Origin of the sequence: Dyadobacter sp. 32 (assembly GCF_902506755.1) — a bacterium.
In the GTDB taxonomy this organism is placed as follows: Bacteria; Bacteroidota; Bacteroidia; order Cytophagales; family Spirosomataceae; genus Dyadobacter.
In genome coordinates, this window is sequence record NZ_LR735258.1 from 3,351,385 (window position 1) to 3,377,565 (window position 26,181).

At 45.2% G+C, this 26,181-nt stretch carries 19 protein-coding genes and 1 tRNA gene; 9 read left to right on the forward strand and 11 right to left on the reverse strand.

Annotated elements, in window-relative coordinates; all coding sequences use genetic code 11:
- Positions 1 to 17: 17 nt before the first annotated feature.
- Both DYADSP32_RS13685 and DYADSP32_RS13690 read right to left on the reverse strand, forming a co-directional pair.
- Positions 18 to 524 carry a transcriptional repressor gene (locus DYADSP32_RS13685; protein WP_149242212.1) on the reverse strand — a complete coding sequence of 169 codons (507 nt, stop codon included), beginning with the start codon at positions 522 to 524 and terminating at the stop codon, positions 18 to 20.
- Positions 525 to 663: 139 nt separating this feature from the next.
- The gene (locus DYADSP32_RS13690; RefSeq protein ID WP_149242211.1) at positions 664 to 2,946 is read right to left on the reverse strand and encodes a RelA/SpoT family protein; all 2,283 of its coding nucleotides are present in this window, start codon (positions 2,944 to 2,946) and stop codon (positions 664 to 666) included.
- Positions 2,947 to 3,116: 170 nt separating this feature from the next.
- Here DYADSP32_RS13690 and DYADSP32_RS13695 point away from each other — a divergent pair.
- Positions 3,117 to 3,198 (forward strand) — tRNA-Leu (locus tag DYADSP32_RS13695).
- Between the two features lie 162 nt (positions 3,199 to 3,360).
- Positions 3,361 to 4,710: a trigger factor gene (locus tag DYADSP32_RS13700; RefSeq protein WP_149242210.1), complete on the forward strand. Its 1,350-nt coding sequence runs from the start codon at positions 3,361 to 3,363 to the stop codon at positions 4,708 to 4,710.
- Positions 4,711 to 4,795: 85 nt separating this feature from the next.
- On the opposite strand, the gene DYADSP32_RS13705 is transcribed toward DYADSP32_RS13700, so the two are convergent.
- The gene (locus DYADSP32_RS13705) at positions 4,796 to 5,173 is read right to left on the reverse strand and encodes a helix-turn-helix domain-containing protein (RefSeq protein WP_149242209.1); all 378 of its coding nucleotides are present in this window, start codon (positions 5,171 to 5,173) and stop codon (positions 4,796 to 4,798) included.
- Positions 5,174 to 5,442: 269 nt separating this feature from the next.
- Between DYADSP32_RS13705 and DYADSP32_RS13710 the strand changes: the two genes are divergently transcribed.
- The 5 genes from DYADSP32_RS13710 (at position 5,443) to DYADSP32_RS13730 (ending at position 11,115) form a co-directional block, all read left to right on the forward strand.
- Positions 5,443 to 6,117, forward strand: a complete 675-nt coding sequence (locus DYADSP32_RS13710) for an ATP-dependent Clp protease proteolytic subunit (RefSeq protein ID WP_149242208.1) — start codon at positions 5,443 to 5,445, stop codon at positions 6,115 to 6,117.
- Between the two features lie 331 nt (positions 6,118 to 6,448).
- Positions 6,449 to 7,693, forward strand: a complete 1,245-nt coding sequence (gene clpX / locus DYADSP32_RS13715; RefSeq protein ID WP_149242207.1) for an ATP-dependent Clp protease ATP-binding subunit ClpX — start codon at positions 6,449 to 6,451, stop codon at positions 7,691 to 7,693.
- A gap of 218 nt (positions 7,694 to 7,911) precedes the next feature.
- Positions 7,912 to 8,874 carry a 1-phosphofructokinase gene (locus DYADSP32_RS13720; protein WP_149242206.1) on the forward strand — a complete coding sequence of 321 codons (963 nt, stop codon included), beginning with the start codon at positions 7,912 to 7,914 and terminating at the stop codon, positions 8,872 to 8,874.
- Positions 8,875 to 9,044: 170 nt separating this feature from the next.
- Positions 9,045 to 10,106: a 6-bladed beta-propeller gene (locus tag DYADSP32_RS13725; RefSeq protein ID WP_149242205.1), complete on the forward strand. Its 1,062-nt coding sequence runs from the start codon at positions 9,045 to 9,047 to the stop codon at positions 10,104 to 10,106.
- Positions 10,107 to 10,221: 115 nt separating this feature from the next.
- Positions 10,222 to 11,115: an AraC family transcriptional regulator gene (locus DYADSP32_RS13730; RefSeq protein ID WP_149242204.1), complete on the forward strand. Its 894-nt coding sequence runs from the start codon at positions 10,222 to 10,224 to the stop codon at positions 11,113 to 11,115.
- A 205-nt stretch (positions 11,116 to 11,320) separates the two neighbouring features.
- On the opposite strand, the gene DYADSP32_RS13735 is transcribed toward DYADSP32_RS13730, so the two are convergent.
- The 6 genes from DYADSP32_RS13735 to DYADSP32_RS13760 form a co-directional block, all read right to left on the reverse strand.
- On the reverse strand, positions 11,321 to 12,283 hold the full coding sequence (locus tag DYADSP32_RS13735; RefSeq protein WP_414617749.1) for a C-terminal binding protein: 963 nt from the start codon (positions 12,281 to 12,283) through the stop codon (positions 11,321 to 11,323).
- A 49-nt stretch (positions 12,284 to 12,332) separates the two neighbouring features.
- Entirely contained in the window at positions 12,333 to 13,349 is a 1,017-nt protein-coding gene (locus tag DYADSP32_RS13740) for a zinc-dependent alcohol dehydrogenase (RefSeq protein ID WP_414617750.1), read from the reverse strand.
- Between the two features lie 13 nt (positions 13,350 to 13,362).
- Positions 13,363 to 13,986 (reverse strand): cyclase family protein, encoded by a 624-nt coding sequence (locus tag DYADSP32_RS13745; RefSeq protein WP_149242201.1) that lies wholly within the window; start codon positions 13,984 to 13,986, stop codon positions 13,363 to 13,365.
- Between the two features lie 3 nt (positions 13,987 to 13,989).
- Positions 13,990 to 14,736, reverse strand: a complete 747-nt coding sequence (locus tag DYADSP32_RS13750) for an SDR family oxidoreductase (RefSeq protein ID WP_149242200.1) — start codon at positions 14,734 to 14,736, stop codon at positions 13,990 to 13,992.
- A 23-nt stretch (positions 14,737 to 14,759) separates the two neighbouring features.
- Complete coding sequence (locus DYADSP32_RS13755; RefSeq protein WP_149242199.1) at positions 14,760 to 17,480, reverse strand: family 78 glycoside hydrolase catalytic domain; 2,721 nt, start codon at positions 17,478 to 17,480, stop codon at positions 14,760 to 14,762.
- A 204-nt stretch (positions 17,481 to 17,684) separates the two neighbouring features.
- Positions 17,685 to 20,966 carry a family 78 glycoside hydrolase catalytic domain gene (locus DYADSP32_RS13760; protein WP_149242198.1) on the reverse strand — a complete coding sequence of 1,094 codons (3,282 nt, stop codon included), beginning with the start codon at positions 20,964 to 20,966 and terminating at the stop codon, positions 17,685 to 17,687.
- A 517-nt stretch (positions 20,967 to 21,483) separates the two neighbouring features.
- Between DYADSP32_RS13760 and DYADSP32_RS13765 the strand changes: the two genes are divergently transcribed.
- The gene (locus DYADSP32_RS13765) at positions 21,484 to 23,805 is read left to right on the forward strand and encodes a TonB-dependent receptor (RefSeq protein ID WP_149242197.1); all 2,322 of its coding nucleotides are present in this window, start codon (positions 21,484 to 21,486) and stop codon (positions 23,803 to 23,805) included.
- Between the two features lie 69 nt (positions 23,806 to 23,874).
- Here the strand turns inward: DYADSP32_RS13765 and DYADSP32_RS13770 are convergent, their stop codons facing one another.
- Positions 23,875 to 24,288: a Fur family transcriptional regulator gene (locus DYADSP32_RS13770; protein ID WP_149242196.1), complete on the reverse strand. Its 414-nt coding sequence runs from the start codon at positions 24,286 to 24,288 to the stop codon at positions 23,875 to 23,877.
- 199 nt (positions 24,289 to 24,487) lie between these two features.
- Here DYADSP32_RS13770 and DYADSP32_RS13775 point away from each other — a divergent pair, with 199 nt between their 5' ends.
- A complete protein-coding gene (locus DYADSP32_RS13775; protein ID WP_149242195.1) occupies positions 24,488 to 24,877 on the forward strand; it encodes a MerC domain-containing protein in 390 nt (129 codons plus the stop codon).
- Between the two features lie 9 nt (positions 24,878 to 24,886).
- Here DYADSP32_RS13775 and DYADSP32_RS13780 read toward each other — a convergent pair whose 3' ends face one another.
- A complete protein-coding gene (locus DYADSP32_RS13780) occupies positions 24,887 to 26,155 on the reverse strand; it encodes a serine hydrolase (RefSeq protein WP_149242194.1) in 1,269 nt (422 codons plus the stop codon).
- Positions 26,156 to 26,181 lie beyond the last annotated feature (26 nt).

Genomic DNA, 26,181 nt, shown 5'->3' on the forward strand with positions numbered 1-26,181 from the left:
CAAGGCAGGTATGACACCTATCTTCTGTCCTCTTCCAAAACTGAGTTTTCCCTCGCTACTTCATTACGGTTCTGGCAATTCTCTTTGGTGCAGTTGCCGTAAAAAATAAGGGAGTGATGCAGAACGGTGAAATTAAGCATTTCGCCCACCATGTTTTGGATAGACTGTATCCGGGGATCACAAAACTCCATCACTTTATGGCAGTCGGTGCAGATCAAATGATCATGCTGCTTGTTACCGTATGATTTTTCAAATTGAGCGAGATTCTTCCCAAACTGATGCTTGGTAACCAGATCGCAGTCGACCAGGACATCCAGCGTATTGTAAACAGTAGCGCGGCTGACCCGATAGCGCTTATTTTTCATACTGATGTACAACTCATCCACATCAAAGTGATCCTCACGGGTATATATCTCCTCCAGAATGGCAAAACGTTCCGGAGTTTTACGAAGTCCTTTATTTTCAAGGTAAGCCGTTAATATTTTCTTGGCGGCTTCAAAATTTGGTTTGCTTGCTTGTGGCATATCTTTTGAAAATCTTGCGCAAAGAACGCGTTTTTTTTACATAAATCACAGAGAGAATTCAATCCGCAGCTTGCTCCTGCGAATTGCTTTGACGTTCATCACCCTGAATAACAAGACTATTTCTTATTGGTTCCTTGTCTCAATCCTTCCCGTTTAAATTGGTATCAAACCGTTGTACTTTGTATACACCCTCAACCTGTTCCAATTTATTGATCAGGATATCCAAATGTTTTGTGTCCTGTACATAGAGCTTGATATCTCCATTGAACACACCATCCTTCGTATCGATGGTGAGTCCCCGCATGTTAATATGGAGCTCATTGGAAATTATTCGGGTAACATCGTTGATGAGGCCCACCCGATCTGTCCCTGAAATGTACAATCCCGCCAAAAAAGCCTCGTGTTTACTCGATTCCCACTTGGCTTTGATGATCCGGTTACCATGTTTCGACATCAGCTCTGCTGCATTCGGGCAGGTCGTTCTATGGATTTTAATGCCTTCGTTGATGGTTACAAAGCCAAAAACATCATCCCCCGCGATAGGATTGCAGCATTGAGCCAACTTATAGTCGATTTTATCCATGTCATCTCCGATCAGTAACGTATCGTTGTCTGCCCGGTCACCATGAATATTCTTCAACAATTTAGTCAGCGATTTCCCGTCACTCCCTTCAGGTATGACGGCTGCAAGCCCGTTCGCTTTCCTTTCCTTAGCTTCTTTATCTTTTTTAAACCTTTTAAGTTCATCCAGATGAAGGTATCCTTTGCCTATCCTATAAAAGAAGTTTGCGGCAGTCTTACTTTCAAAGAAAGCACGGAGCTGATTGGTTACTTCGGCATTCAATTCAATACCCAGCACCTTCAGCTTCTTCTCTACCATCTGACGGCCATCCGTTTCATAGCGCTTATTTTCCTCCTTCAAAAAGTCCTTGATTCTCGCACGCGCCTTGGAAGTTGCCACAATACGGAGCCAATCCTCATTCGGTTTTTGCTTATTGGAAGTAATGATTTCAATCTGATCCCCGTTGTTGAGGACATAACTGATCGGAACCAATATGCCGCCTACTTTTGCAGCCATGCAATGCACGCCTACCTCAGAGTGAATATCAAAAGCAAAATCGAGTGCCGTAGAGCCACTTTGAAGAACCTTTAATTCTCCCTTTGGTGTAAATACAAAAACCTCTTCATTGAAAAGATTACTCCGAAACTCGTCCAGAAACTCTATGGCTGCCGTTTTATCCCCGAAATTATTTTCAAGGGTCTCTCGTACCTGGGTGATCCATTGCTCAATGTTTCCACGAACTTTGGTATCATTGCCTTTGTATTTCCAGTGCGCGGCATAACCCTTTTCAGCAATTTCGTCCATTCTCGATGTACGAATCTGCACCTCCACCCACTGCCCGCTTTTACTCATTACCGTTGAGTGCAGGGACTGGTATCCATTGGCCCTTGGTGTGCTCAGAAAATCCTTAAGACGGTCCGGATTGGGCTTATAATGATCCGTGACAATAGAATAAGCCTGCCAGCAGATGGCCTTCTCTCGCTCTCCTTCCACCGATGATTCCAGCACAATTCTTACAGCAAATAAATCATAAATTTCTTCGAAAGGCTTATTCTGTTTCCTCATTTTATTCCAGATGGAATAAATGGACTTTGGCCGGCCTTTCAGAATGAAATTTAAGCCGGCAGCTTCCAGGTCCTGCGAAATGGGCTCCATAAATTTGGAGATAAACCGATCCCTTATCCCTTTCGTTTCGCGTAGCTTTCTGGCAATACCACGGTATTCCTGAGGCTCTGTGTACTTCAGATAAAGCTCCTCCAGCTCCGATTTAATACTGTACAGTCCGAGCCTGTGCGCAAGTGGCGCATAGATGAAGATCGTTTCCGAAGCAATTTTGAGCTGCTTGTCCCGCGGCATACTGTCAAGCGTCCGCATATTATGAAGCCTGTCCGCCAGCTTTACCAGAATTACCCTCACATCATCGGAAAGCGTCAGCAGCATTTTTCTGAAGTTCTCAGCTTGTTGAGAGGTGCCGTACTCAAATCGACCGGATATTTTGGTGAGCCCATCGATGATCTTGGCTACTTTTTTGCCAAACAAGCGTTCGATATCTTCAATCCGCATATCGGTGTCTTCCACCACATCATGCAAAAGCGCTGCGACGATCCCGGTGGTACCCAGGCCAATCTCCTCTACAACAATCTGTGCCACAGCCAGCGGATGGTAAATATACGGTTCCCCGGATCTGCGACGCATGTCTTTGTGCGCCTCCACGGAGGTATAGAAGGCTTTTTTGATCAGTTTTGCATCATTATCCTTTAAAAAAGGCTTGGCTGTCCGTAACAGCCTGCGGTATTTTTTCAGGATTTCCTTACGCTCCTGCTCCAGATCAATAGAGAGGGTTTCAACGAGTTGCTCCACTGCTAAGTTTAATTGGTATGCTTCACCAAAATAACAAATTTTAGTGACATTATTCAATACTATTTTACCTAAACAATAAAGTTTTAAAATTATTTGGAAGTTTTAAAAAAATAATAATACCTTTGCACTCCCAATTTAACGATAGCAGTTAAATAAGTTGGTTTTTAAGAGCGGGCGTGGCGGAACTGGTAGACGTGCTAGACTTAGGATCTAGTGCCGCAAGGCGTGGGGGTTCGATTCCCTCCGCCCGTACGAATAACAAGGGAATGACGGGGCGTCAGGTTCCTATCTAATTAAAAAAAGATAATCTGCTCCGATTCAAACCCGTCAAATGCCCTCAGGACAATGTTTTGAGGGCATTTTTATTTTATTTTTTATCTTAAAGTATTTTTACCAATCTCATATAAGGAACACATGGAAGTTTTGTTAGAGAAGAATTCGCCAACCTTAGCATCGCTTAAAGTAAAGCTAACCAAAGAGGATTATCAGCCAAAAGTAGATAAGACGATCAAGGATTATGCTAAACGTGTGAATCTGAAAGGGTTTCGCCCGGGCAAGGTTCCATCTCATGTGATTCAACGCATGTATGGCAAAAGCATTCTGGTTGACGAAGTGAACAACCTGCTCAGCACTGCGGTAAGTACTTACATCCGTGAAAATAAACTTCAGGTGGTGGGCGATCCTGTACCGGATCGGGAAAAGGCTGCGGAAGTAAACTGGGATAATGCTACTGAACTCGAGTTTGCCTACGATCTCGGTATTGCCAGTGACTTCGACACAAATCTGTCGGAGCTTCCGGCCGTAAAACGTTACACAATCAATGCGGACGACGCTGAACTAGCCAAAACCATTGACAATCTTCGCGAGAGGTTCCCTGATAGTACGCACCCAGAAGTGAGTGAATTGGGAGACATGATCTTTGGTGAACTGAAGCAGGAAGCTACTGAATTCACAACCCGTACCGCTGTGCCAACCAAGCAGCTTTCAGAAGATGCCTTGCCTAAATTTATTGGTGTAAAGAAAGAGGATGTAATCACATTTGATATTCAAAATACCTTTAATGACGAAGCGGCGATCGCACATGTTACCGGTAAGAAAAAAGAAGATGTAGCTTCACTGGAAGGTGAATACACTTTAATTGTTGAAGACATCACACGGTCTGCTCCGGCAGAGTTGACGCAGGAGCTTTTCGACAAAGTGCTGGGAGCAGGCGTAGTAGAAAATGAAGAGCAGTTCAAGGAGAAAGTACTTGAAGTGATCAAAGGAAACTACGAAAGGGAAACAGAAGCCCTGTTGCGTCGTGACATCGAAATTGCGCTGCTGGACAATATCGCCATTGAATTGCCAGGTGATTTCTTGAAAGACTGGCTTGAAAAAACCAACGAAGGTAAATTTACTCGTGAGCAGATTGAGGAGCAATTTGAAGATTTTCAGAAATCTTTGAAATTGAGCCTGATCAAAAATAAAATAGCTGACACGGCAGGCGTTAAAGTGGAATACCCTGAAATTCTTGAGTTTACCCGTAATATGGTAAAGGGACAATTTGGCATCTACGGTGACGATGAAAATATGAAAGAAACCATCGACCGCGTTGCACAAGGATATCTTGCCGACAAAGAGCGGGACAATTATACCAGTATTTTTAACCAGGTTTTTGACAACAAAGTACTTGATGTAATACGCAACCAAGTGCCCACAGATGAGCAAACGATTGAAGTGAGCGAGTTTGAAGCCCTTGCAAAAGGAGAAGCGCAGGAAGCATAACAACAATACATGTACAATAAAGGTCGCCTGACAGCATGTCAAGCGACCTTTATGCTTAAGCCCAAGGCGCCCCATGCCCCATGCCCTAAAACCCAATCCGCTCCCGCTCCTGACCTATCTGACGGATCACCCCATCGCCAAACCACAGTTTAAACTTACTTTTCCACTGATCCAGGTCATTCTGTAGCCGTCCATTCAAAGCCAGCAATCGGGTATTTTCCTGACGGAGCCATTCGGTTTCAGACAACGAAGCCGATTCCAGCCCAAGAAGTTCAGTTAAAGGTATATCCAACAGCTTCGCGATTGTTTCCGACCTGGATACAGACAACTCTGTTCGCCCGCGTTCAAGGTCGCCGTAAGCAGTCGTAGATAACCCAAGCATATCCGCCATATTTTCCTGTGACAGGCCCTTTTGTAATCTGAACTGTCGTATTCTTTCCGATAGTCGTGATGCAGCGTCCATGGTAATAGGTCTAAATCTGGTTTATTCTTTTGATTAAAAAACGAGTTTTACTTTGCCCACGCAATATAATTGGCATATTAAAACATTATTATCACATTTTTCGACAATTAATCGCTTCCACAAACAAGGTTTCTTCAATGATTTATTCAAATTTGTAATCGGCAACGAATAATGATGCATGACGTATTAGAAACTAAGACTACGCGCATTTTGTTCTCCCTCAAATGTACTCTTTACATTACATATCAATTTTAAATTAAAGTTTATTCATGAATCACGGAAATGAATTTAGAAAATATGCCGTTCAGCACCTTGGAATGAGCGGTCTTACCGTAGATGGCTACGTAAACCACACAGTTGAAAACATGACGCGCTCCGTTATTGAAGAACGTCCGATGAATTTCAGGGAAGTTGACGTCTTTTCACGACTGATGGCCGACCGTATCATTTTTATGGGAACAGGTGTAGACGATAACATCGCGAATATCATCGTCGCACAGCTTTTGTTTCTGGAATCCGCCGATGCCAAAAAAGATATACTGATGTACATCAATAGTCCTGGTGGCTCTGTTTACGCCGGTTTGGGCATATACGATACGATGCAATATGTACGTCCGGATGTGGCTACAGTGTGTACCAGCCTTGCTGCCTCCATGGGGGCGGTACTTTTAGCGGGAGGAGCAGCAGGCAAGCGCTCGGCGCTTCCACATGCGCGTGTGATGATTCACCAGCCATCAGGCGGCGCACAGGGAACTTCGGTCGATATTGAAATAACCACACGTGAAATCGTAAAACTCCGCCATGAGCTTTATGAAATTCTTGCCAATCATACCGGCCAGACAGCAGAGCAGATTGCGCTGGACTCTGATCGTGATAAATGGCTGCGTGCCGGCGAGGCCAAAGAATATGGATTGATCGACGAAGTATTGACAAGAGACAAATAATAACAAGCCTGCATACAGCTGAAACCGCCGGATAGTGCTTCTATCCGGCGGTTTTGCTATGCTACGCAGTGGGCTATTTGGTAACCCGCACAAAAAACCGGAACTTTGTACGGCGCTGGCGGTTTAGCATCAATTCAAATTGAAAAAAAATATTTAGTGGTTCCCGCCTAAAAATATCGTCTGAATGGTCAAGTAAGCAAGTGAACGACACCTTTTAGCGCAAGAATGAACATTCAAGGTCATTCAGATGTTACTCCTGACGTCATCTATATTTCTTGGAAGACTTGAGGAAACCAGGCAGGCTCATATCATAACTGTACATATTTAAGCAATGGCACAAGTAAGTTGTTCGTTTTGCGGACGCAAAAAAAATGAAGTTGATTTATTGTTATCTGGTATTGATGCCCATATCTGTAATCATTGCATTGCACAGGGATATCAGGTTATATCGGAAGAACTAGGCACCAAAGAAGATAAAAAGGAAAAGAAATCTAAGCTTCCCAAGTTAAAATCGATCCCGCCAACAGAAATAAAACGTTTTCTTGAACAATATGTGATTGGTCAGGATGAAGCAAAACGTTCGCTGGCAGTTGCTGTATACAATCATTATAAACGTCTGAACCAGACTACCACCGATGATGATGTCGTGATTGAAAAATCCAATATTATCATGGTAGGCGAAACCGGCACCGGCAAAACTTATCTTGCCAAATCCATCGCTCGTATCCTGCAGGTTCCTTTCTGCGTGGCCGATGCCACCGTCGTTACAGAGGCAGGTTATGTGGGAGAAGATGTCGAAACCATCCTAACCCGCCTGCTGCAAGCAGCCGATTACAACGTAGAAGCGGCAGAAAGAGGCATTGTTTACATTGATGAAATAGACAAAATTGCCCGCAAATCGGACAACCCATCCATAACGCGTGACGTAAGTGGAGAGGGTGTACAGCAAGCGCTTCTCAAATTACTGGAAGGATCTTCTGTAAATGTACCCCCACAGGGAGGACGCAAGCACCCGGATCAAAAGATGATCACCATCAACACCGAAAATATTCTTTTCATTTGCGGAGGTGCTTTCGACGGTATCGAACGTCATATTGGTAAACGGATCAATACTCGTCCTATCGGATTCTCGGGCGACAACCGGATCATTGAAATATTCGACAAAGGTAATCTGATGCGTTATGTGACGGCAATGGACTTGAAATCTTTCGGACTCATTCCTGAACTGATCGGTCGTCTGCCGGTGCTCACACACCTCAATCCATTGGATCGGGAAACTTTGAGGCGTATCCTGACGGAGCCCAAAAATGCACTTGTGAAGCAATATGCCAAGCTATTTGCCATGGAGGGAATTACACTTCATTTCGAAGAGGCTGTTCTCGATTTCATCGTCGATCAGGCGATGCAATACAAGCTGGGTGCTCGGGGCCTCAGGTCCATCTGCGAATCAATCATGACAGATGCCATGTTTGACCTCCCCTCTCAAAAAGATGTGAAGGAATTCACCCTTTCGCTGGATTACGCTCAGGAAAAATTTGATAAATCTTCAATGGCCCTGCTAAGGTCGGTTGCCTGATCTGTTCAGCAATATTGCGTAGAACGCCCTGCCTTCTTGTGTGTAGACAGGGCGTTTTCATGTTTATTCATACGCCGGGCAGTTCTTGTTTATTCCCTGGCATCCCCGTTTGACTCACAATTCCCGGCCGCCCGGGTCGCTATTTTAATTTATTCGCGTAATTTCGTGCAGGAAACAGATTTAAGTTGTTGTTCCACCACGATATCCATCTTCATTTCATGGCAACCGGACCCATAGTTACCCTTACCATTAATCCAGCTCTTGACAAAAGCGCTAATGTCGATCGCATTGTACCCGAACTCAAGTTACGCTGTGACACACCCAATTTTGAGGCAGGAGGCGGGGGCATTAATGTTGCCAAAGCAATCCATAGACTAGGCGGTAATCCTACGGCTGTTTTTACGATTGGCGGGCCCACCGGACAGCGCCTGCATAAGCTCGTGAAAGGTGAGGGCGTAGAAACTGTGGTCATTGAAACCAAACAATGGACACGTGAAAACTTTCACGTTCTGGAAACGAGTACCGGCTTTCAATACCGATTTGGTGTTCCCGGAACCGAAATGATGCCCACCGAGGTTCGGACCGTATTGGAAACACTTGAGGAATTCGACCCAAAACCGTCCTACATCATTGCCAGCGGAAGTTTACCTCCTGGGGTGCCCGATGACTTTTACGGACAAATCGCAAAAATTGCCCATAAACAAGGCGCCCGTTTCATTGCAGATACCTCCGGGGAAGCACTCCGACACGCAGCCGAATCGGGTGTATATTTATTAAAACCAAACATCACAGAGCTAAGTGAACTGGTGGGTGTCGAGAAGTTGGAAATGAACGATGTGGATGATGCCGCCAGAGCATTGATCATACGCGGACAATGTGAGGTGGTGGTGGTTTCGATGGGAGCCATGGGCGCCATGCTCGTAACAGAAGATCAGATAGAACATATCCCTGCCCCTCCGGTTCAAAAGAAAAGCACAGTAGGTGCGGGCGATAGCATGGTGGCTGGAATGGTATGGACGCTTTCTCAAGGTAAATCGCTTCGTGAGGCCGTGCGCATGGGGGTAGCTTGCGGATCAGCAGCCACGATGAACGCGGGTAGCGAGTTATTCAAAATGAATGACGTAAAAAGATTGCTGGACTGGCTAAACCGCTACGGTAAAAGGTACTCGGCAACACTTTAAGCCGGATTATGCAATAGGAATGAAGATTCATCCTTTTCATATAGTTTCAAAGCCCTTAACGGGCTTTTGTTTTTTTAAATATATTCAAAATCCGACCGTTAGTATTTCGCCGTTGTTTACCTTATAGTAAGAAACAACCAGGATTGTCTTTTGATAAAAAAAACATAATCATGTCAGAGAACCAGACCCGCCGGGACTTCACAAAAATTACTGCCATTGCAGCAGCAGCGCTAACTTTCAAACCATTCTACATACTTCACGCAAAGCCAAAAGTGGATGGTGACGTTATAGGCCATGGTACGCATAAATATAAGGTTCATCAGGGCTGGGGAACTCTTGACTCCTCACAATTCCCTGTGAACAATTGCCATGAAATGGTTCAGGACAGCAAGGGCCGTCTCATCATGGTTGGCGATAATGTAAAGAACAATATCCTGATTTATGACCGTTCAGGTAAACTCATCGACAGCTGGGGACATGATTTTCCAGGCGGACACGGACTTACTTTATGGAACGCCAACGGCGAAGAATTCCTGTTCATCTGCGATCCCAATCTGGGAAAGGTTTTCAAGACCGACCTGAAAGGAAAAGTCCTGCTTACCATTGAACATCCCTCGAAAGTAGGCGCATATCAGGAAAAAGATCCTTTCAAACCAACGGAATCAGCGATCGGACCCGATGGCACCATTTATGTTGCCGATGGATATGGCTCACAATGGATCCTTCGCTATACTCCGAAAGGAGAGTATATCGGAAAATTTGGGGGAAATGGTGACGGTGACGCACAATTCTCAACGGCCCATGGTGTACAAATTGATTATCGGGATAAGGCTAACCCTACCCTGCTGGTTACCTCAAGAGTACATAACGCATTCAAGCGATTCACACTGGATGGGAAGTATCTGAGTACACTCTTTCTTCCTGGCGCTTTTGTATGTCGTCCCGTGTTGGATGGCGACAACCTGTATGCAGGGGTATGCTGGTCGAGGTTGCGCTATCTCAACCAAACACCAAACTCCGGATTTGTGACTATCCTTGACAAAAACAACAAGGTGATCTCCAATCCCGGCGGTACTAAGCCGGAATACAAAAATGGCGAATTACAGCTTATGGTGCAGGATAAACCGATCTTCAAACACTGTCATGATGTTTGTATCGACAATGACAAAAACATCTATGTCTGTCAATGGAACGCGAGCAAGGTATATCCTACCAAACTCGAAAGAATCTAAAAATTGGCTGATACGCTGCGTGGCTATGCAGCGTATCAGCCACATCTCACATCTCACATCTCACATCTCACTCTAACACTCCCAATCTCCCAGCAGTCCAATACAGAAGCAATTTATGGAGCCGCGTCTCTTAAAAGTCAAAAAAACAGAGGCTGATTCATTCAGTGTAAACCGCTTCGTGTATAACGGCAATTTTCCTGGACTCTGGCATTATCATTCCGAATATGAATTAACATTGATTGTAAAAAGTTCGGGAACCCGGTTTGTCGGCGACCACATCGACCGTTATAACGAGAATGATCTCATTTTCATCGGTAAGAACCTGGCGCATACCTGGAAAAGTGATAATCCCGGCGAAAACAGCAATGTCTGCTGCGAAGCGCTGGTTATCCATTTTAGGGAAGATTTTCTTGGCAATGGTTTTTTTACCGTACCCGAGCTCCAAACAGTAGAAAAATTCCTCCGGGTCTCAGCACGCGGATTCAAAATTTCAGGAAAGACTCAGGCCGAGGTCATTGCTCTGATGTATGAAATCGTGCACAAAACCGGGATCAACAAGCTCATTACACTGCTTGAGATCCTCAGCTTGCTTGCCGACTCCCAGGATTTGACGCTGTTGTCCAGTGACGGATACGGGCAGTACATCAACGAAAATGAAAATGACCGGCTCAATAAAGTTCATGCCTACATCATGAATAATTTCAAATCTCAGATCAGGTTGACTGATGCGGCGGACATTGCCCACATGAGTCCCACAGCATTTTCCCGGTATTTTAAACAAAGAATGCAAAAGTCATTTTCTCAATTTGTTATTGAGTTAAAAATAGGATATGCATGCAAATTACTGATGCAGCACCAGTTCAGCATTTTGCAAATCTGTTATGAATGCGGTTTTCAGAACGTTTCCAATTTTAACAAACTCTTTAAAAAATTCACCGAAATCTCGCCCAAACAATTTCAGCTAAAACACAAGTCCCTGAGACATCAGGCATCTTTGTACCAGGCTTAGCAATCGAACTGATGTGATTTCGAATGATTAAACTTTGGTGAAAATAAAAGTTTTACCAATGATTTAATGAAACAGCCATGCGCTACGAGCGGTGAGATCTGAGCTTTTGTGGCTTTGCTGAGAACAGATAGGATTCTGTTAAAATTTTGGGATAAAGGTTCATGAAGCTGAAATCCGGATCGCTGCGTGACAGGCAACGCTAATATTAAATAATCCTGTTTTTCAAGGGCTCGCCATTAATTACCCTTAGCACTTCCTCCGCCGCATATTGCTGGAGTAGTGGAATACTTCGCTTGCTGTACCAGGCTGTATGTGAAGTGATCAACATATTCGGGGCCAGCAATATCGGGTGATCATTTTGTAGCGGTTCCTGCTCAAAAACATCTATTCCTGCTGCGCCTATCTCGTTTTCATGAAGTGCTTGGGCAAGTTCGACCGTATTGATTAAACCTCCGCGTGAGGTGTTGACAAGGATCGCATTTCCCTTCATTTGCTTCAATGTCTCCTTTTTGATAATGTGGCTGGTGGTTTCGTTAAGTGGCAAATGCAGAGAAAGGATGTCGGCCCCGGAAATGGCCTCCTCGAAAGACAGCTTTTGCACACCCGACTGCAACATTTCCGCTTCACTCACGAACGGATCATAAGAAGCAAGCCGGAAGTTAAAAGCCGCTGCTCTTTTGAACACAGCACGTGCAATTCTACCGAATCCCAGGGTTGTAAAAAGGGAATCTCTGCTGGCCGATACATTGCCTGGGGGAATAATTTTCCAAACCCCATCCCGTACCCTCTGATCAGTGGCCGGTAATTGCCGGTGAAGCGTCAGTGCCAGAGACATCGTATGGTCTGCAACTTCGTCGATACAGTAATCCGGCACGTTACAAACCGGAATCTGTTTCTCTTTCGCAGCAAACAGGTCCAGATTATCGATACCAATACCGTAGCGGACGATCAATTTGCAATTTTCCAGGTTCCGTATAATTTTTTCGGTAATTGGGGCCCATTGCACAATGATTGCAAAAGCGTCCTTCGTTGCGTCAAGAAGCTCCGCCTCCGTTTTACACTGTGCGTCAACGATCTCAAAGCCAGACTTTTCCAGAACCAACCGTTCGGGATCAATATTGGCAAAGCCATGATCGGTAATTACAATTTTTTTAGTGTTTGTATCCATCTCAAAGGAGGTCAGATTAGAAATTTTGAATAGAGGGGGTTTATAAAATTTAAAAAACAAGGACCGATTTGATGTGACCGTTCTTCGCTGATAGCATGTCATTGAAAGCGGCTACCCCATCACCCAGCGAATAGTAATGAATCCAGGATGTAACATCCACCCTGCCGGATGCAATCAGCTCCAGCGAATCTTTGATTTCCTTTTGCGTGGCTGCGTAGGTACCTATCACCTGCTTTTCTGATAAAATAATGTCATAAGTGAAATAAGGCTGAGAATTTTCGTAAAGGCCGATGAGTACAACTGCTCCGCCGGGCCGGATGCATTGCAAAGCCTGCTGGTTGGTTTGTGCCGTCCCTACGGCGTCCACAACAAGATCGATGCCTTCATGCTCCGTAAACTCATTGATAACCGCTACCAGATCGCATATACCCGAATCAATGGTAGCCGTAGCGCCTAGTTTGGCAGCTATATCCAGCCGCTCGGCCCTCAGATCTGCTACATATACTTCTATCCCCAGCAGTGCCTGAAACGCCTGCTGCGTAACCAGCCCTATGGGCCCTGCTCCTATGACCAGAACCTTTTTCGGATGCAGATGTTTGGTCAGGTTTACGATATGGATACCATTTGCGAGTGGCTCGGTCATGCAGGCTTGCTCAGGACTAGTGTTATCTGGCATCGGTACGAGCACCTGTGCGGGCACATTGACATAAGCCCCGAATGCTCCCGGGCGATGCATTCCAAAAACCTGCCGATTACGGCATAAATTAGTGAGCCCCCTCATACACGGATCGCAGGTGCCGCAGGAAACTACACTGTTGCTGGCCACCCTATCTCCTTTCTGGTACCCGGTGACGTGGTCACCAACCGCCTCAATAATGCCGCAGAACTCATGCCCCATGACCAACGGAGGCACTCGACGGGGGCTTTGACTCTTAAATGTTTCCAGTTCACTACCACAAATGCCGCAAGCGAGAACCTTCAACAAAACCTCATTTTCAGAAAAGGCAGGCAAAGGCCTCTCTTCAACCGTAAGTTTTTGATACTCCGGATAAAACAATGCTTTCATGTGAATAAAACTTTTAAAACTGAGCCACCGCTCTGATCGGTGAGCCATCCCTGCCTTTCAGATTAAGTGGAAAACCAATAAATGTAAATTCTGACGGGACCTGATCCAGATTAGTAAGGCTTTCAACAATCACAATTTCCTTTTTCAGGAGAATATGGTGCACTTCGTACCAATCCCGGCTGGGAGTCGGTGTGTCCATGCCGAGCATTCGAATATTCCTTCCCGCCAGATAGGCACTGGCCTCCTGGGTCAATGAAGGGAAATCTTCGAAAAAATTTTCATTCCCAAAATTCCTGAACCATCCCGTTTCGTAAATGATCTTGGCTTCGGGAACCAGCAGATTTTCATAAGGCAGGAAATCCGCAACTGTTATTTCCTCCCTTGCATGCTTGGGTATACGAAGCAGGTGCACAGGGCCATAAAACCACTCAAGTGGCATCTGATCCAGCGTTTTACCATCGTCGAGAAAATGATACATGGCATCCAGGTGTGTTCCCTGGTGAGAGCTCATCACAATTTGGGTGATGTTGTATTTTAAAGTCCGGGTGTTTCCATGAGAAACAATGCTAAGCTTGGGGTCGGAAGGAAAGGTATCCTGGCCATGCTCCATGGGGTGTGAAAGATCTACTAATCTCATATTTTATTTTGCTAAATATCCACCATCTACCAATAAATCACTACCGGTAATAAACGAAGCATCGTCGCTGGCCAGAAAAGCCGCCGCAGCAGCTACCTCGTCGGGATGCCCCTGCCGGTTAAGCAAATGCATTTCCGAAGCCCGTTTGTTTTCCTCTTCGATATCCAGATTGAGCGCTTTACAGGAATTAACGAAAGCACTCGTATAGATATAGCCAGGACACAGCGTATTCACCCGGATTTTGTGTTCGGCAAGATCGAAGGCCCAGCACTTGGTAAGTCCTCGGATTGCGAATTTCGTCGCATTGTAGGTCGCAAAGTTCCGCTGACCGATAAACCCGCTGACGGAAGAGAAATTAATAATACTGCCTCCTCCATTTTTGATCATTTGCGGCACGGTATGCTTGGTAACAAACGAAGTTCCGGCGATGTTCACACCATTGCTTTTCCGCCAGTCGTCCTCTGACGCTTCAATCCCTTTAAAGACGAAGGCCACAGCCGTGTTGATAAGCACATGAGCCGGGCCGAGCTCCTGCTCTACCCTTGCACAAGCCGCCTTCACATTTTCCTCCTTGCTGATGTCCACCTGGATGTACAGGGCGTCGATGGTCGCGGCCAGACCGGAATCTGTCTCCTTCAGATCAAAAAGTGCGACTTTACACCCTTCTTCGAACAATCGTTTTGCTGTGGCAAATCCCAGATCACCGATTCCGCCCGTGATGATCACTACTTTGTCTTTCAGTCCTCTCATGATTCAATTTTATGTATTGTAGCTTACTCAACTTTTATCTGATATTTTCCTGAACCGAGTTCCAACATTGCCGTATTACTGTCCGACATGCCGTGTTGAATCTCCTTTCCATTGATTCCTATTTTCGAGGTAGCCCTGGCCGGAACATATACCGAAGCTTTGCTATTTGCCGGAATTTCGACGGTCAGTACAAATGTCTTTGCTGATTTTGTCCAGCTGCTTCTGATCCACCCGTAGGGTGAATGAAAACTTCCATTGGCACGGGTCAAATCTCCTACGGGCTGCGGACGAATCCGGATGTGTTTGAAAGCAACCGAATTTTCCATTTGGCCAATTCCGGCGATACCTCCGTGAAACCACTCCAGAATATGGCCCATCGCCAGCTGATTCTGGGATGATCTTCCGTCCCAGGTCTCCACGAGTGCCGTTGCGCCCTTTTTTAATAGGTAGCCATAACCCGGCACATCATCACGGTTGGTCATGTCGAACAGCGTTTCAGGATGTCGGTTTTCATACAATGCTTCCACTAGAAACTTGTGCCCAACATCGCCGGCCGTCAGTCGGTTAGAATCGAGCGTCCGGATGTTCCTAAGCAGATTCTGAAGTACCTCCTCCTTAAACTGATCCGGAACGATTCCCATACTCAGCGGCATAGCCATGGCTGTCTGGCTCCCGTTTGCATAGATTTTCGTTTCGGCATGAAAGAACTTTTTGTTAAATGCATTCTTGATCTGATCTGCCAGGTGATCGTATTTTTGAGCATCTACCTCTTTCCCGATAAGGTGCGCCATTTTTCCCAATGCCTTCACACAATGAAAGTAGTAGGCAGTCGCAGTAAGCCCTTTAGGCGTTACATTTCCAAGATCCAGCCAGTCGCCTAAACCGTAATTGAGCAAATGTGATTCTGCCCGGGTTCCGAGGAAATCCGCATACCAGGTCATCATGTTATAAGTTTTGTGGATCATGGCCGTATCTCCATAACTTTCGTACAAAAACCATGTATCCAGAATGGCAGTAGATCCCCACTCGGGAGAGTCGACAAAAGGACCGTCGAATTTGATGTATTCAGGCGCAATGTCCGGCACCAGACCGCTCGGGTGCTGGGCATCTTTCATATTCTGGATGAGGCTTCGATACAGATTATACACATCATAATTGTAATTGATAGCGGTCCGCATAAAATTCTGCTCGCCCTGCCAGCTCAGTTTTTCGCGTTGTGGATTATCCGTAATATAACTCTGCAGATTGCTTTTTACAGCCCAGTCAATCATCAACCAAATTTTGTTAAAAAGCGCATTGGAGCAAGAAAATGAACCATTCGACGGCGCACTATTCCGGTTATGAAGTAATTTCAGGCTAACAACATCAGGCAATTTTACACCGCCAGGACTTTCCACCTTCACATACCTGACAGCGAAATAAGTAAATCTCGGTTGCCAGATTTCCTCTCCGTCGCCCTTTAAAGTATAGGTGTAATAATGTGGCGTAACTCCGTCGGCCTGGTTGACATCCCCATCCTTCGCAAGCAGCTCAGAGGGTGTAATCCGGATGATTTGCCCGGCCTTGCCCTTTACTTTTATTTTTGGTACTCCCGAAACGTTCTGCCCAAAATCATAAACTACAGCTCCATTTTTCAATGTGTTCTTTTTTTGCTCATTCAACGAGTCCACAAACAATACCGGATAGTCGATTTCAGGTAGGAGCCTGCCCGATGTAGACGTGACCACCCGCGCAGTTTTCCAGTTTTTGTCATCAAAAGAAGCGCTGCTCCAACCTTTCTGTTCTAAACGTGCATCATAATCTTCACCGCCATAGATCGTGTTGAATGTTATAGGCGAGGGGCTCGCCTTCCAGCTTTGGTCCGAAACCACGTATTGGGAGCTGCCATCGGCAAACGTGATTTTCAGCATGGCTATCATTTTTGGTTTACCAAAAGCACCTGCACCTTTTACATACCGCTCCTGGGAAATATTATAAAACCCGTTTCCGAGCATCACCCCTATCGCATTCGGCCCTTGCTGAATTTGCTTTGTTACGTCGTGTGTGTTGTACAGAATGGTTTTGTCGTAACTCGTCCAGCCTGGCGACAGAAAAGACTTACCTATTTTTCTACCATTTAAACTAGCCTCGTAATGCCCGAGACCACTGATAAACAGCAAAGCTTTCTGGATTTTTTGATGGGCTACAAATTCCTTTCTTAATAGCGGAGAAGTAGCATTCGCCTTGATGCGACTGTCGCTGGACTTGTTCAACATGTGGACAAACGGAACGACTCTTTCCGAATCAGGCATATCTTCCAACCCGATCCAGCGGGCATTTTGCCAGTGTTCTTCCTTAAAAATTCCCGTGGTGAAGTTTTGATTTTCGCTCCATGCGGTTGGTTTTGTATCATTGTCCCAAATCCTGACCTTCCAAAAATAAGTTTGACCGGGTGAAAGTTCTTTTCCTTTGTAATAAACCTGAATGCTTTTATTGCTTTTTACCGTACCCGTATTCCATATGTCAAACACACCTGCATGGAGCTTTTCAGGAGATGATGCCATCACCAGCTGATAACCTGTTTGGCTCACCGCCTGTCTGGAGGATTTTATTTCCCAGGAAAAAAACATATCTCTCGGGTCAATACCTACCGGATTTATCCTGTTGTCACACAGCGCTACATGTACAGCCGTTTGCGCTTGTCCGGCCTGTGCGAACATTAGCAGAATAATCAACAGCAAATGGCCTTTTTTACATCTTGACATTAAATGCCTTGTTCAAAATGAGTGGTCATGGGCAAAAGCGCTTAAGTACCATTCGGGTTTACATAAACGGTGTTCTTATTTATATCTCCGGCACTGCTCCAGCCAGCGCGCTGCCCGGTCATTCTTTTCCGGCACTCCAACCAATTTTAAGGTAAGCCTCCGTACCATTTGATACGAAGGCCAGGGTTTAGGTAAATTAATTACTTACAAGGCTACACTGAACTGATAATCCCCCGATTGCACCAGCAAGGAAGTACCTTCACTATTCGCTTCAAGAACCCGAAAATTCTTGTTTGCACTAATGTTTTGTCCGTTTTCACGAACGGCTTTACCTGCGGGCAGATATACGGTGGCCGTTGTATTAGCCGGAATCTGAACGTTTAATTTAAATTCATCTTTCCCGGCTTTCCAGTCTACCGAAATTTTCCCGGCAATAGAATGATAGGAACCCTTTGCCCAGGTTAAGCTTCCACCGATTATGGGTTTAATAGTAAAATGCTTATAGCCGGGGGAATCTGTATTGATGCCCAATATGCTGCGGTACATCCACTCCCCAACGGCCCCGATGGCGTAGTGATTGAAGGAATTCATACCTACCCGCTGAAAACCACGGCCCGGTACATAACCATCCCACCTTTCCCAGATGGTGGTCGCTCCCTGATCAATAGAGAATACCCATGACGGAAACCGGCGGCTTTCAATCAGCTTGTATGCCACATCATGATAGCCGAACGCACTCAACTGATTCATTAAGCGGATGGTGGTCTGTATCCCCGTCGAAATCCGGTAGTCATAATCTTTAAGGGATTGTACCATTTTGGCCGCCGCCATCTTCTTGCTTCTTTCAGGTATCAGGTCAAAATCAAGAGCCAGCGCGTATCCTGCCTGTGTGTTACCCTGCACGGTACCATCCTCAGACACATATTGTTCTATGAATCTGGCCTTTATCGCCGTAGCAAGCGAATCAAAAAACTGGTGATCCTTACCGTGTCCTAATAATTTAGCAGTCTTGGCAACAATTTCAGTTGAATATTTAAAGAAAGCCGTGGAATAAATGTCGTCCGGCACCTTGCCACCTTCCTTAGGATAGTCATCGGAGATAATTGTATTTCCATTCAGCCAGTCTCCATAAATATTACCCTTTCCATTTTTCCACAGCAAATCAGGGTTCATTTTGAGGATAAACCGGATGTAGGTTTTCATGGATGTGTACTGGTTGGCAAGGATTTCCTTATCGCCATAATTCTCGTACATGCGCCAGGGAAGTATTACGCCTGCATCGCTCCAACCCGGCGAATTGTAAAAATTAGTCCAGTATCCCAATTGAGGTGCAAAATCCGGATACCGTCCATCTGGCTTTTGCGAATCTCTGATATCCCTGACCCACTTGGTATAAAAGGCAGCCATGTCCAGATTATAAATGGAGGTCTGCGCAAAAACCTGGGCATCACCCATCCATCCGGCACGTTCATCCCGCTGCGGGCAATCCGTAGGAACGGAATGCATGTTGCCCCGTTGGGTCCATAAAATGTTGGTCCACAATTTATTGAGATCCGATGAAGAGCTTTCAAAACCTCCCGCCAGGGGTGACGCCGATGCTACGACCTTGCCTGTAAGCGCATTCAAATCCGGCGTCCTGGTAAGACCGGAAACCTCTACATATCTGAAGCCGTGATACGTAAATCTTGGCTCGTAGCTGACCGAACTCTCATCCCCGGGCAGGTATACGTTAATCTGCTTGGCATTCCTGAGATTTTCTACATAAAGTGCCCCCTTGTCATCCAAAATTTCGCCATGTCGGAAAGTAATTTCACTACCCGGATTATAGTCCAGTTTCAGGTTCGCCCAGCCTGCGATATTTTGTCCAAGATCAAAAAGGTAGGTATTCTCCTTCACCTTCGTGATTTTAACGGGTTTCAACTCCTCTATAATTTTGATGGGCTCATTGCGTTGCGCACTTAAGGTTTTATCAATGCTCCGATCGGTGGTTACAGCCTTCCAATGTGAATCGTCAAAGTTGGGCTTCATCCAGTCTTTGGGGAATAGCTTAGCATTGAAAGTTTCCCCGTTAAAAATAGATGCCGACTGGATCGGGCCATTTTCCAGTAGTTTCCAGGTTCCGTCTGTTACGATCCGGGATGTGGTGCCATCCTCAAACCGGATTTCCAGCTGCCCGATAAGCCGCCTGTCAAATCCATAAGGTCCCCGTTCAAGATGCGAGAATACAGCGCCTGCGTACCAGCCGTCGGCAAGCATCGCACCTATGACGTTAACACCGTTTCTAATCGATGACGTTACATCGTAAGTCTGGTACTGAACCCGCTTGTGATAATCGGTCCATTCGGGTGCCAGCACCTGAGTCCCTGCCTTGTTACCATTGATCTGAAACTCATAGAGCCCCAGTGCACTGGCATAAAGTGTTGCACTTTTTACTTTTTTGTTCGTTACAAATGTTTTGCGCAACATCGGCGATGCCGGAACCGGCAGGCTTAGCGGCTTGAAAGCATGCACATTGTAAAATCCATCGGTTAGCCTGTCAGGCATCCAGTTCTCATAGGAGAATGGCTTGTAAACGTCGTACAATGCACCGGCCGTAGCCTTACTTTTGAGTGCCACGTTTTCTGATTTTGCATTCAGTACTTCAATTTCGGCCAATGCAAATGCATGTTTCCCTTCTTCATTTTTGTCGAGCTTATTCACTGTTACACGGACATAACGGGCCTTTGCGGTACCAATGTTTTTGACGTACGGATCCAGTCCGGTCCTGATCAGATCCTTAGCACTTTCGTCTGCGATGACTCTGGCATTTTTGAAATCCGGGGAATTGGAAACCTCAATTCTGAACTGCTTGGGAAACAGATAACCATTCGCCAGTTTTTTATAATCGACAGGGAAAAGCTTAATCTGACGGATTTCCTGTACCTGGCCAAGATCTAATGAGACCCATTGATTCGCATCCCGCTCACTGGGGACAAAATTGGATTGGAAGCCGTAATGCGCATTGTGTTTCTTCTCATTTGGAATAATTTCGGCCGGCGCCCCTATCCACAATGCCTGCCAGTCCGTTTTATGCAACATGCCCATGGACCAGCTGGCTATCTCGCTCCACGCACTGGCGTGATTGGCGGCGTCCCAAACTTTAACGCGCCAATAGCATTTTTGCCTGGAAGCCAGTTTTTTACCGGCATATATAACCTGACTTGTCCGATCAGAGACTACCTTTTTTGAATCCCATAATTCGGCAGCGCCCCTGGACAAGGCAACCGAGTCGGCGCTGACGACAATCTGGTAAGCCGACTGCCTCTGCCCCCTTACCGTTGACGCCAGTTCCCAGCTAAACCTGGGCTCCAATACATCTATACCAAGCGGATTTGTAAGATATTCAGTCCTTAAATTATTGATTTTCAAATCGGCACTTACACAAGTGTGTCCCCACAAAAACAACATGCAGAGGAATACCAGCCCTTTTTTATATAAAATCTTCATTGTGGACAATAATATAGATGATTAGGATAAACATAACCAAGAGTTAACAAAGTTAATTTATTTATAAGATTTTAAATTTTCTGTAAATAGTTATATTATTGAAATACAAACATACCGGTTAATCCAACGACAGACTTCCAGTTTAATACCAAAAAATTGTACTTTCATAGCAATATCGGTCTAACTGTGTTCCTCCATAGCACGCTAATGCTGTATTCTGCCACATTTTCAGATATCCCATACTTCTTTTATCCAAAACAACCATACTTTTCCTTTTCACTGCCCATTCAATGGGGTTCAATCTTTCCTGGACATGACGAAGGAAGGAGCTATGTTTATTTTGATCATCCTGACCAATCAAGATTATTAAAAATTAATTGCAACACAGTTGCACAACCGATATATTTGCATTCTTGTAACCAGCAACAAGTCAGATTACAGGTATACGGATATTAAGCTCAACTATAAGCACCAAGGAAATCGAGCAGCATTGGGCTACCGGATTCTCTTTCACCTGATGAAAAGATATTTTTTACTCCTGTTTCTATTTCATTCCATACTGCTGGTAAAAGCGCAGAACCCATCGTGCAAGTGCTTTGTAAAAGGCGTGGTAACCGACATGCATACTCATCAGCCAGTGGTGGGGGCAGCGGTGCTGATCTCAGGCCAGAACAATGCCGTGTTCACCAACGAAAAAGGCCAATACCAGATTAGCAACTTATGTCCGGGCAAATACGAATTGGAATGCCGCATTGTCGGTTACAGCACTTACCACCACAAACTGGATCTGACCGAAGGCCATGTAGAAAATTTCGACCTTGCAGAACAGGAAGTTCATCTGGAAGACGTTAAAATAACCGCGCATCGTACCGATTCACCATCTTCTCAGCCACTCGTCACGCTAAGTGGCAGCGAGCTGGAACAGAGCCGCGGTAAATCGCTTGCTGAAAGTCTTTCTGGCATTACCGGGGTAACAACCTTGCAAACCGGCTCGTCCATTTCGAAGCCAATCATTCACGGCATGCACAGCAACAGGGTGTTGATCATGAACAATGGTGTACGACAGGAAGGACAGCAGTGGGGCTCCGAACATGCCCCGGAGATTGACCCCTTCGTTGCCACACGGTTATCTGTTGTAAAAGGTGCAGCAGGCGTGAGATATGGCTCAGATGCAATCGGTGGGGTAATCCTGGTGGACCCGGAAGAGCTCCCTTTCGGTAAATCCATGAGTGGCGAAGTAAACATAGTAGGTTTCAGTAACGGGCGGCAAGGTGTTGCTTCGGCAACCTTACAAGGCGGAATAAAAGGTTTCGGTGGTTTTGGGTGGCGCGCACAGGGGACCATAAAGCGTGGCGGAAATATCAGTACACCAAACTATTTCCTCGACAATACCGGCCTAAGCGAAAGGAATTTTTCACTTTCCGGAGGCTACCGTAAGAAAGGATTTGGGATCGATGTTTTTTACAGCCGCTTTGATACGCAAATAGGCATCTTTTCCGGATCCCATATTGGCAGTCTGACAGATTTGCTGAATGTGATCAAAAACGGAGAACCATTGGTAAAATCGGGTTTCAGTTATGCAATCCAACGCCCGAACCAGAATGTGACACACAACCTGATCAAGGCAGAAGCACATTACCACTTCAATGATGGAAACCGAATTCAGTGGACCATTGCTGAACAGCTAAACGACCGGAATGAATTTGATTTGCATCGCCCACGTAATGACTCCATCGCAGCGCTCAATCACCCCGAACTCACCTTCCGATTAAGTACTTTGACTAATGATATAGCCTGGGATCACAAGCCCATTGCCGGACAAATCGCAGGACAGCTTGGCGTTAGCTCCTTGTATCAGTTCAATCTGATGAACGGAAGGCCGCTTATCCCGAATTTCAACCAGTTTAGTATTGGCTTGTTCTGGATTGAGCGTTATGTCAAAAATAACTGGGAGCTCGAAGCCGGGGCACGTTACGACTACCGTACTTTAAGTACGCATCGGATTGTAAGCCGGTTAAAAGTCTCTAATGATTTCACTTTTTCAAATTTTTCGGGAACAGCCGGCGTATCCCGACAATTGGGAGGTAACTTCTCGGCAAGGCTCAATTTTGGAACCGCCTGGCGCGCTCCGAATGTCAGTGAACTCTTTAGCGACGGTGTGCACCATGGTGCAGCGGCCTATGAAAAGGGCGACTCCACCCTGGCCCCAGAAAAAGCACTGAATACGATTGGCAGTATCAAATACGCCTCTACCCAATTTACCGTAGAACTGGGAGCGTATTACAATTACATTGCCGACTATATTTATCTAAAACCCCAGTCTGAACCCATCCTGACGATCAGAGGTGCATTTCCTTACTTCAAATACACACAAACGAATGCTGTATTTAAGGGCGTAGATTTGTCGGTGGGATGGGCGTTTTTGAAAAACATGACTTTCACAGGCAAACTGAGCTATCTGCGTGTTTACGATAAACGTAATGAAAGTTACCTGGTCATGATTCCACCCAACAGGCTGGACAATCAATTGAAATATGTAATTCCGAAAATACGGACATTTAACAATGTATTTGTATCCGTAGGGAATCTTTTGGTAGCACAGCAAAGGCGCGTACCGGCATCCAGTGACTTTGCCCCGCCTCCATCGGCCTACTCTTTGTGGAACTTGCAGGCTGGAACCAAAATAGCTGTTTCCGAGAAGAATTCTCTGGAAATTGGCATGAGTGTACAGAACCTCTTCAACACAGTCTATCGCGACTATTTAAACCGCTTCCGGTATTATACCGATGATATTGGCCGCAACGTTTCCTTACGCCTAAAGTGGCAATTTGGCTCATAAAAAATGTCAATGGTCAACTCTACATTGTGTAAGGTTCCAAAATCCAGGCAGATTTTCGTGGGCACCAGGCTACACGTTGCATGCAGGACAGACACCCTGTATCAGCAAATTAAACCCGCTCGGCTTATAACCAGCTGGTAGTGTCACTGCCGGAATATGTAAATTCTCGATACAATTGGTTTGGCCACATTGATTACATTTAAAATGCACATGATCGTGCTGGTGTTTTTCATCTGAGCAATGATCAGAGCACAATGCATAGCGCAGGCCTTCGTCATCAAGAACTTTATGAATAATACCCTTGTCAAGAAAAGTCTTTAAAGTACGATAGATCGTTACCCGATCGTAGTTCTCGCCCAATGTACTTTCCAGATCACCATGCGACAAAGCGTTCTTTCTATTTATAAAAGTCGACAAAACATCCTCGCGGCATGTGGTGGTGCGTAAATGGTGTTCTTTTAAGGTCTCTCTGAGATGTTCCATAATATCCAACATTTAAATATTCCATAAAGGAATGATCAGGCTGAACCCGAAGTATCAAAGGTAAGTCCTGAATGATTGAAAATCCAGCTTTGCCCTTTATCCTTTCACTAAAACCAAAACCAAAGTTTGAGAAAAATAGTGCAACACCGTTGCAATTGACAAATTATACCCTTAGTTTTGCAACATTATTACATTAAGTATGAAAAATACACACGACCACGGTAAAGCAGACTACATCGGAATATTAGGATCGGTGCTATGCATTGTGCATTGCCTGCTGGTGCCTGCACTTGCTTTCGGATCGACATTTGCACACAATCATCACGCCAATGTTGGCTTGGTATCGCTGGATTATTTATTTATTTTGATCAACGGCGTAGCGGTGTATTACGCAACACGTGATCATAAATCTTTACCGCTACGGATTCTTCTCTGGGGAGCTCTTTCTGTTTTTTCGATTTCTCTGATTATGGAAAATCACCATGGTATTTTTTCCTGGCTGGGATATGTTGGATCCGGATTATTGATTGCAGGACACATGCTGAATATTTACATGTGTCAGTTTTCCCGCCCCGCCAAAGCCTCCTGAGGCTTTCAATTACTTATCATATTCAACCTCATAGCGACTCAGATCAGGGCGATCGGAGCGCTTCCGGTTTAACTCGTATTCAAATATTACCTTCCCCAAATTTTCCATAAAGGGCAAACCAACGGCCTCATAATCATATTTATTGTCATTGAGGATGTCATCTTCATTGCAATAAATCACCGCTGTAAGTAAAAATTCAATGCCCTTTTCAAAATCTGCTACATAAGCATTATCCAACATGTAACCGTAAGCATCACCGCATTTATTAAACAACCTGATGTGCCTGGGCAACCTGCTTTTTTTCCCGCCAAATAGTAAAAATTTCACATAGCCGTCGTAAAGATCATCTGTATAATGTTGCGGATAACTCGTTTCTACGGGGAATTGAGACATGTACTGATAAAGGAACGAATAGTCATCTTTGGTGAGGTTGAACCGTTCACCGGCAGGTACCGACTCCGGGAACATAATGGCTTTAAGAAGTTTGTGCTGTTCTTCCAATGCAAAGAAATTTTTCCCGGTAAAGTCAAAAGGTTCATTTACCAAAACGTCATCCTTCATATATCCTTTCCCCTTCAACAGCGGTACGGCTGAACGATAGTCCTTTTGTGAAAACTGCTGGGGCTGTTCAAAAATCACGCTCCCATTCTCCTCGAAACGTACCGGATTGGTGTATCGATTATTTTCAGTGCCTATGGAGGACTCCAGCCTATGGGTGATTCGCACATTTTTGTAACCCTTCCGGTGCAGGGAATCGTTAAATGCTTCCTGTCCTATAAACTCATACAGCCTGTTGAAAGCGTCATTGTCGCTTGCCAGCAATATCTTTTTCGCATAATGGGCCACAGAAGGCAAGCCATTCTCAGCAGTAGTGTCGACCACGACCGCAGTTTGTTCCGGACGAGACGCGCCCGTTAACATAGGCGTATACTTATCAATTCCCAGTTTATTCAGTTTTTCGAATGCGAGCACAATGGCTGGCAACTTAACCGTACTCGCGGGATAAAAGTATTTAGAGGCATCCACCCGATACCCGTGCGTGTAAAAGTCCGGCTGGCCCTTTCTGTTCCTGTCTATTTTGGTGTAAAGAATCTGAACTTCATATTTGGAATGATCTTTAAGAATCTTTGAGAAGCGATCCGGATTTTTTTTTAGTAATTTTTCAATAAACGAATCCGAGTGGATCTGAGCAAAAGAAGGGGCGGTAATACCAGCAATGGACAAAACGACGAAAAATGATTTGAGACTAAATGATATAAAACCTTGTACTGAAATCATAGACGACTGGCAACATGTGTTTAACG